Here is a 6,236-nt window from a genome sequence, read left to right on the forward strand (position 1 = left end):
TTTTTGAAAGCGCTATCAAATATCCCACACTCTTTAGTCACGATTCATAAACCAATCGGTAGGGGTGATTTGAAATGGATCAAGCAATGAAAGAGTTACTATGGAAAAAAGGGGACTGGGCTGCCTATTTTGGCTTGCTGGCAAATAATTTAACCAATTTGTTGACGATGATTGCCCTGTTGCTTTTTGTTGTAGGCTTTCCAGAAGAGATTGTATATGGAAGAGTTGTTCCTTCTTTTGGACTCGCCATCTTTTTAGCAAGTGCCTGCTATTTTATATTCGGTTACTCTCTTGCCAAAGCAACCGGAAGAAGGAATGTAACCGCACTCCCATCCGGACCTAGTGCACCGTCTATCTTTACTGTTACCTTTCTCGTTATTCTCCCCGTTTATCTCTCTACGAAAAATGCTGAATTTGCCTTTCAGATTGCCCTTGTTTGGTGCTTTTTTGAAGCGATGATTCTCGTAGTCGGTTCGTTTTTAGGCGATACGATTAGAAGAATGATCCCGCGAACGGTTCTCTTATCCTGCTTGTCGGGTCTTGGCCTGCTCTTACTAGCGATGAATCCGATGCTGCAATCGTTTGAAACTCCTGTCGTTGCTTTTGCTGTCCTGATTATCATTTTCCTCAACTGGTTTGGTAAAAAACCGCTATTCGCCAAAATCCCGACAGGCTTTCTGCTGCTCGCAACAGGAACGGCACTGGCTTGGATATTCGGCCTGCAAGACCCGGCAGCAATCGCTGCATCCATGCAATCATTTGGCTTCAACCCACCTACTGTCCATATTGATAGTCTCATCCAAGGGTTACCGCACGCGCTTCCTTACCTGGCCTCGGCTGTGCCGCTTGGCCTCGCCAACTATATTTTTGACCTGGAAAATATCGAAAGCGCACATGCAGCAGGAGACGAATACAACACGCGAAAAGTGATGCTGGCAAACGGAATTTCTTCCATTATCGGCTGCTTTTGCGGAAATCCGTACCCAGTGACAGTGTACGTCGGACATGCTGGTTGGAAGTCTCTCGGGGCTGGAATTGGCTACACGGTAGCTACGGGCTTGTCGATGTTCATCATTTCTTTGTTCGGAATCGGAGCCTTTTTACTGGCTGTCATTCCTGTCGCTGCGATTGTGCCGATTTTGGTCTACATTGGGATTGTCACGGCCAACCAGGTCGTGCGCGAAACGCCTAAGCTGGAAGTCCCGGTTATCTTTATTTGCATGTTTCCATGGATTGCAAACTGGGCGCTGACGTTGACCAACAATGTGCTTTCCGCAGCGGGAACCACCGGGGCAAAGGTAGGGGCAGCCGTCATGGCCAATAAAGGTGTGTACTACAACGGACTGGTTCATCTGGGCAACGGCGCGCCGATCAGCAGCATGGTGTGGGGATGCATCGCGATTTTTGCCATTACCGATAAACCACTGCGTGCAGCCATCGCTGCGGCAGCGGGAGCGATCCTCTCTATCTTTGGCATTATCCACTCGCCAACGGTCGGCTTCGCTCTTGAATCGTCCATGCAATTTGTGTACTCCTACCTCATGATCACCGCCATTTTTGTAGGCAAGCACATGATGGATCGCAATACACCGCAAGCCCAGCTGCAAGAGGCAGAGGCAAAACTAAAAGCGTAAACGACTGAAAAAAGTAATAGCAGCTTTTTAGAAAGGTATTACGTAAAGAAACCAGTCTTCAGGGACTGGTTTCTTTATTGGTATATAGGCTGTCTCGCCGAGGAAAAAGGAGAAAACCGAAGCTCTTTGGGGCCCGACCGAGGCGGAGTGGAAAAAGCGAAACACGCCATTAAGCGTCCACCCCTGAATAACTTCGTGATCTGGCTACTTTGGACGCGGTTTCGCTTTTGCAATGGAGAGTGCAGTCAATCACCTTAGCAGGGGACCCAAGAAGCTGGAGCGTTTTCTCCTTTTTCCTCCCCCCACTACAGTCTCAACGACCACCGTATTCGATTTTCGCCTGGCTCTTTTTTCTTTAGTCTTGGAGCAAGTCACGTAGTGCTGTCTTCAAATCGGAGTGGGCAAAGGAGAACCCATGGTCCAAAAGCTTTTGGGGGAGACAATTTCTCCCGCTCAAGGCAAGACTCGGGTCTGTTCCCATGACGAGATAGGCGCCGATCCAGACAAAAGGGGTTGGAGTGGGGGGCGCCCAGCCTTTGTTCATTACGCTGCGCAGGGTAGACATGAATTCCTTGTTTGTAACTGGTGTCGGACCTGTCGCATTGAAAATGCCATTTAGCTGCTCGTCCTCGATCGCGGCGAGGAACATCTGATTCAGATCATCGATGTGCAGCCAGCTAATGTATTGATTTCCAGAGCTTACTGTACCGCCTAAACGATAACGGGCCAGATTAACAAGTGGCTCGAGCGCTCCGCCGTTTTTCCCCAAGGCAAAGCCGATCCGCAGCAAAACCTTTCGCGTCTGGGGCAGCTCACGTGCAAAAAAAGCCTGCTCCCATAGCTGGCAAACCTCTACGGAAAAACCAGTGCCGTGCGGGGCTTCCTCGGTACAAATTTCTCTGGTGTCACCGAAAATAGCGAGAGAGCCTGCCTGGATGAATACAGGTGGGGGCTTTTTGCAGCCTAAAATCGTATCTGTGAGTACCTGAACAGAATCAAGCCGCGAGCGAATGATTTCTTCTCTGTTTTTCTTTGTATAGAGACAATTGACGCTTTTTCCTGTGAAGTTGACGACAGCTCGGCTACCCTCTATTTCTTTCGTCCACTCACCGAGAGTTGCTCCATCCCACTGAACATAGCGAATATGATCGCGGACATGTGACGCTCCTCTGGTGAGGATCACTACCTCGAATCCGTTTTGCTGCAAAAATGTCGCGAGCGCTTTTCCTAAAAATCCGGAGCCTCCTGCAAGAACGATCGTTTGATTCATGAGACACCCTTCTTTCTATCTGAACTTTTGAACGGGCGGGAGGGGAAGATAGGCGTTATAATAAACATTGTACTGGATAATACAGGAAAAAGTAAGACGAATTCGGGATGAGGGAGCGAAGCGTGTGAGGCGACGGGTACTACTGCTTGGAGGAAGTGGTTATTTAGGAACACAAATTTACGATTGCCTTAGGCAGAATGGTGAACATGAAGTTATCGCTACTTGTTATTCTAAGAGACAAGCAGATGATTTCATCCGACTGGATGTGACGGACGGGCCTTCTTTTGTTCGGCTTTTGCAGGAGATTTCCCCTGATGTCGTCATTTGGGCGTTGATGAGCAGTACCGATGAACCCACGATAATCAAGAGCGGAATGAATACGCTGCTGGAGCATTTGCCGATAGAAAGCAGGTTTATTTACATATCCTCAGACGGTATTTTTGGACAAGGCACTGGAGCGTTTGTAGAGGCTGATGAGGTAGTTCCGCTAGCTGATGTCAACCCGCTGGCGCCATATTCTCATGCCAAGCGAATGGGCGAGGTGCTTGTCCAGACGGGGCATGACAACCATGTTATCGTAAGGGTTGGTCCGATTTATGGCCGCAACTCGGCTGGAAATTGGGATAAACGAGTAACATTTATGCTTTCAGAGCTTTTAGCAGGACGAGAGATGCTACGTCCTGGAAATCTGTATAAAACATTCGTTCATGTGGGGGATGTAGCTCATGCCATCTGTGAGCTGGTCGCAGGAGAGTTTACGGGGCTGCTTCATCTGGGGCCGCAGGAAAAAGAGAGCTACTATTCCTTTTTTCACAAGCTGGCTGGTTCACTAGGGCTGGATGCTGAACTGATTAAAGAGAGTAGCCTTGCCGAAGATGAAGCTCGTGAGCGGGGAGTACCTCTGGATACTTCACTGGATACACGTCTGGCATGTAGAGTACTACGGACTCGTTTTCGTCTGGTGTAATTGTTAATGAGAAAGTTCGAAATGGTTTGAAGCCAACTGTGATGGAGGGAAAATGGTGAAAGTTGGAAAATGGGTCGTTTCCATTATTCTGATTGCATCACTTACTGCACAACCTGCTGTTAGTGTAAAGGGAGAGCAACAGGAAATAACCAAAAGTATAAGTACAATGAGTCAAACATTTACAACATCGTCGGGAAAACGAACCGCACAAATTGTCAGAATTAATCTCAATGACTCCCGTTTGGAGGTACGGCCTGTCCTTGCTTTTAATGAAATAGGAAAGACGCAAAGCCTCCAAGAGATGGCGAAGCAGAACAATGCGTTAGCGGCCATCAACGGAACCTTTTTTATGGCTTATAACAAGGAAGATCCCAAGCCACCGTGGGGAATGATCGTGATTGATTTCGAAAAGAAGAATGAAAAAACGAGCGGCTCTTCCATAGGCTTTAACGGAAACCTGCGTCCTGTGATCATGACTAGCAGGAATATGAATGAAAACTCCTTTGAACAGATCACAAGTGCTGGACCGACACTCGTACAAGATGGAAAAGTTGTTGTAGACCCGTTGGGCGAAGGGATGCAGGACCCAAAGCTGACAACACTGAGTGCCCAGCGTTCCTTTATCGGTTATACCGCAGATAATCAATTGGTGATGGGCACCGTGCCAAACGTTACGTTAAACCAATTAGCCGTCATTTGTCAGTCAATGGGATTGCAAGCGGCCATGAATCTTGATGGTGGAGCATCATCTGGCCTGTATGCAAAAGGAAAGCTGTTAACTAGACCAGGTAGAAATTTGAGCAACACATTGATCGTGGTACAGCGTAAGTCATCTCCCATACAAGTGAAATGGGATTCACAGGTACTCTCCTTTTCACGTCAGCCTGTCATTATAAATGGTAGTGTCTATGTTTTGGCTGAAGAAATCTTTGCGAAGCTGGGGGCAAAAGTGACGATTATCCAACAGGAAAAAATAATAGCTGTAACGAAAGAAGGAAGAGAGATTCATTTGTGGGAAAGCGGAGGAATTACGGTTGATGGAGGAAATCCCACAACACCGGTTCGGTCTCGTATGATCGCCGGAAAACTGATGATACCTATTCGTTTTGCCGCAGAGATGCTAGATACTAGCGTGCAGTGGGACTCTCAATCGAGAACAGCAACCATTGCAACGAAAGGAGAGAACGACAAACCATGAAAACGATTGGGTTAATCGGGGGAATGAGCTGGGAATCCTCTCTTGTCTATTACCGCCTGCTTAATGAAGAGGTGAAGGCGCGATTGGGCGGACTTCATTCCGCTAAATGTGTGCTGTACTCGGTTGATTTCGCTGAAATTGAACGCTTGCAGCGCGAAGCGAGATGGGACGAAGCGGGACAAGAGATGGCAAAAGCTGCGAGAAGCCTGGAGGCAGCAGGAGCTGATTTGATCGTTCTTTGCACCAATACGATGCACAAGCTGACTTCTGCTATTGAGGAAGCGACGAAGCTGCCCTTTTTGCATATTGCTGATGCGACAGCGGCAGCCATCCTGGAAAAAGGACATAGGCGTGTTGCGCTACTCGCCACACGTTTTACGATGGAACAAGATTTTTATACCGGAAGACTGCGTGATGCGCATGGCCTCGAGGTCTTGCTTCCAGATGAGGAGGAGCGCAACAGTGTCCATGAGATCATCTATCATGAGCTTTGTGTCGGTGTCATACGCGAGCAGTCCAAGCAGCGGTACGTCCAAATCATCGAGCGATTGGCTGAGCAAGGGGCAGAGGCTGTGATCCTGGGCTGTACAGAGATCGGTTTGTTGATTTCAGCAGAGGACAGCCCGGTTCCGGTTTTTGATACGACGGCAATTCATGCGCGGATCGCGGTTGAAGCTGCGCTCGAAGAAGAGGTGCAGTCATGATGGAGAACTTCGCCAAAACACCAGCACCTCCGTACTATGCCGTGATCTTTTCGTCACAGCGAACAGAAGGCGATCATGGCTATGGGGAAATGGCAGACCGTATGGTAGAGCTGGCGACAGGTCAGCCGGGCTTTCTTGGGGTTGAAAGTGTCCGGGATGCATCTGGCTTTGGCATTACGGTTTCGTACTGGTCCTCACTCGAAGCGATCCGCGATTGGAAGCGTGATGAGGAGCACCGGGTAGCGCAGGAAAAAGGGAGAGAAATGTGGTACGGCTATTACATTACTCGCATTTGCAAGGTGGAACGGGATTACACATTGTAGGGCGTAAGAACAAGGGGCCGGCCAAAAACACCAAAAAAGACGCTTCCAATGGGAGCGTCTTTATCATGTGCGCCCAGCATGGGCGTTATCTCTAGGGTTAAAGTCCCGAATGGTGAAGGCAGTAGTAGCCATTAGCCTAA

General features: G+C 48.6%; 6 protein-coding genes. 5 read left to right on the forward strand and 1 reads right to left on the reverse strand.

Going from position 1 to position 6,236, the window contains the following annotated elements; translation table 11 throughout:
• Positions 1-74 precede the first annotated feature (74 nt).
• Positions 75-1,634 (forward strand): xanthine permease, encoded by a 1,560-nt coding sequence (locus SB752_RS27430; protein ID WP_410718638.1) that lies wholly within the window; start codon positions 75-77, stop codon positions 1,632-1,634.
• A gap of 355 nt (positions 1,635-1,989) precedes the next feature.
• Here the strand turns inward: SB752_RS27430 and SB752_RS27435 are convergent, their stop codons facing one another.
• Positions 1,990-2,904, reverse strand: a complete 915-nt coding sequence (locus tag SB752_RS27435) for a TIGR01777 family oxidoreductase (RefSeq protein WP_410718639.1) — start codon at positions 2,902-2,904, stop codon at positions 1,990-1,992.
• Between the two features lie 124 nt (positions 2,905-3,028).
• Between SB752_RS27435 and SB752_RS27440 the strand changes: the two genes are divergently transcribed.
• Genes SB752_RS27440 through SB752_RS27455 form a run of 4 tightly spaced genes read left to right on the forward strand, consistent with a single transcriptional unit; the run spans position 3,029 to position 6,096 of the window.
• A complete protein-coding gene (locus tag SB752_RS27440) occupies positions 3,029-3,871 on the forward strand; it encodes an NAD-dependent epimerase/dehydratase family protein (RefSeq protein ID WP_410718640.1) in 843 nt (280 codons plus the stop codon).
• Between the two features lie 52 nt (positions 3,872-3,923).
• Positions 3,924-5,069 (forward strand): phosphodiester glycosidase family protein, encoded by a 1,146-nt coding sequence (locus tag SB752_RS27445; protein WP_410718641.1) that lies wholly within the window; start codon positions 3,924-3,926, stop codon positions 5,067-5,069.
• A complete protein-coding gene (locus SB752_RS27450; RefSeq protein ID WP_410718642.1) occupies positions 5,066-5,773 on the forward strand; it encodes an aspartate/glutamate racemase family protein in 708 nt (235 codons plus the stop codon). Before SB752_RS27445 ends, SB752_RS27450 begins: the two co-directional genes overlap by 4 nt.
• Entirely contained in the window at positions 5,773-6,096 is a 324-nt protein-coding gene (locus SB752_RS27455; RefSeq protein ID WP_289139023.1) for an antibiotic biosynthesis monooxygenase family protein, read from the forward strand. The genes SB752_RS27450 and SB752_RS27455 overlap by 1 nt, the downstream gene beginning before the upstream one ends.
• Positions 6,097-6,236 lie beyond the last annotated feature (140 nt).

The sequence above is a fragment of the Brevibacillus sp. SIMBA_040 genome, assembly GCF_046535075.1.
Classification (GTDB): Bacteria; Bacillota; Bacilli; order Brevibacillales; family Brevibacillaceae; genus Brevibacillus.

Excerpts from the sequence above, each read along its gene's own strand:
- SB752_RS27430 (WP_410718638.1), top strand. The coding sequence starts at position 75 with ATGGATCAAGCAATGAAAGAGTTACTATGGAAAAAAGGGGACTGGGCT.
- SB752_RS27435 (WP_410718639.1), bottom strand. The coding sequence starts at position 2,904 with ATGAATCAAACGATCGTTCTTGCAGGAGGCTCCGGATTTTTAGGAAAA.
- SB752_RS27445 (WP_410718641.1), top strand. The coding sequence starts at position 3,924 with ATGGTGAAAGTTGGAAAATGGGTCGTTTCCATTATTCTGATTGCATCA.
- SB752_RS27450 (WP_410718642.1), top strand. The coding sequence starts at position 5,066 with ATGAAAACGATTGGGTTAATCGGGGGAATGAGCTGGGAATCCTCTCTT.
- SB752_RS27455 (WP_289139023.1), top strand. The coding sequence starts at position 5,773 with ATGGAGAACTTCGCCAAAACACCAGCACCTCCGTACTATGCCGTGATC.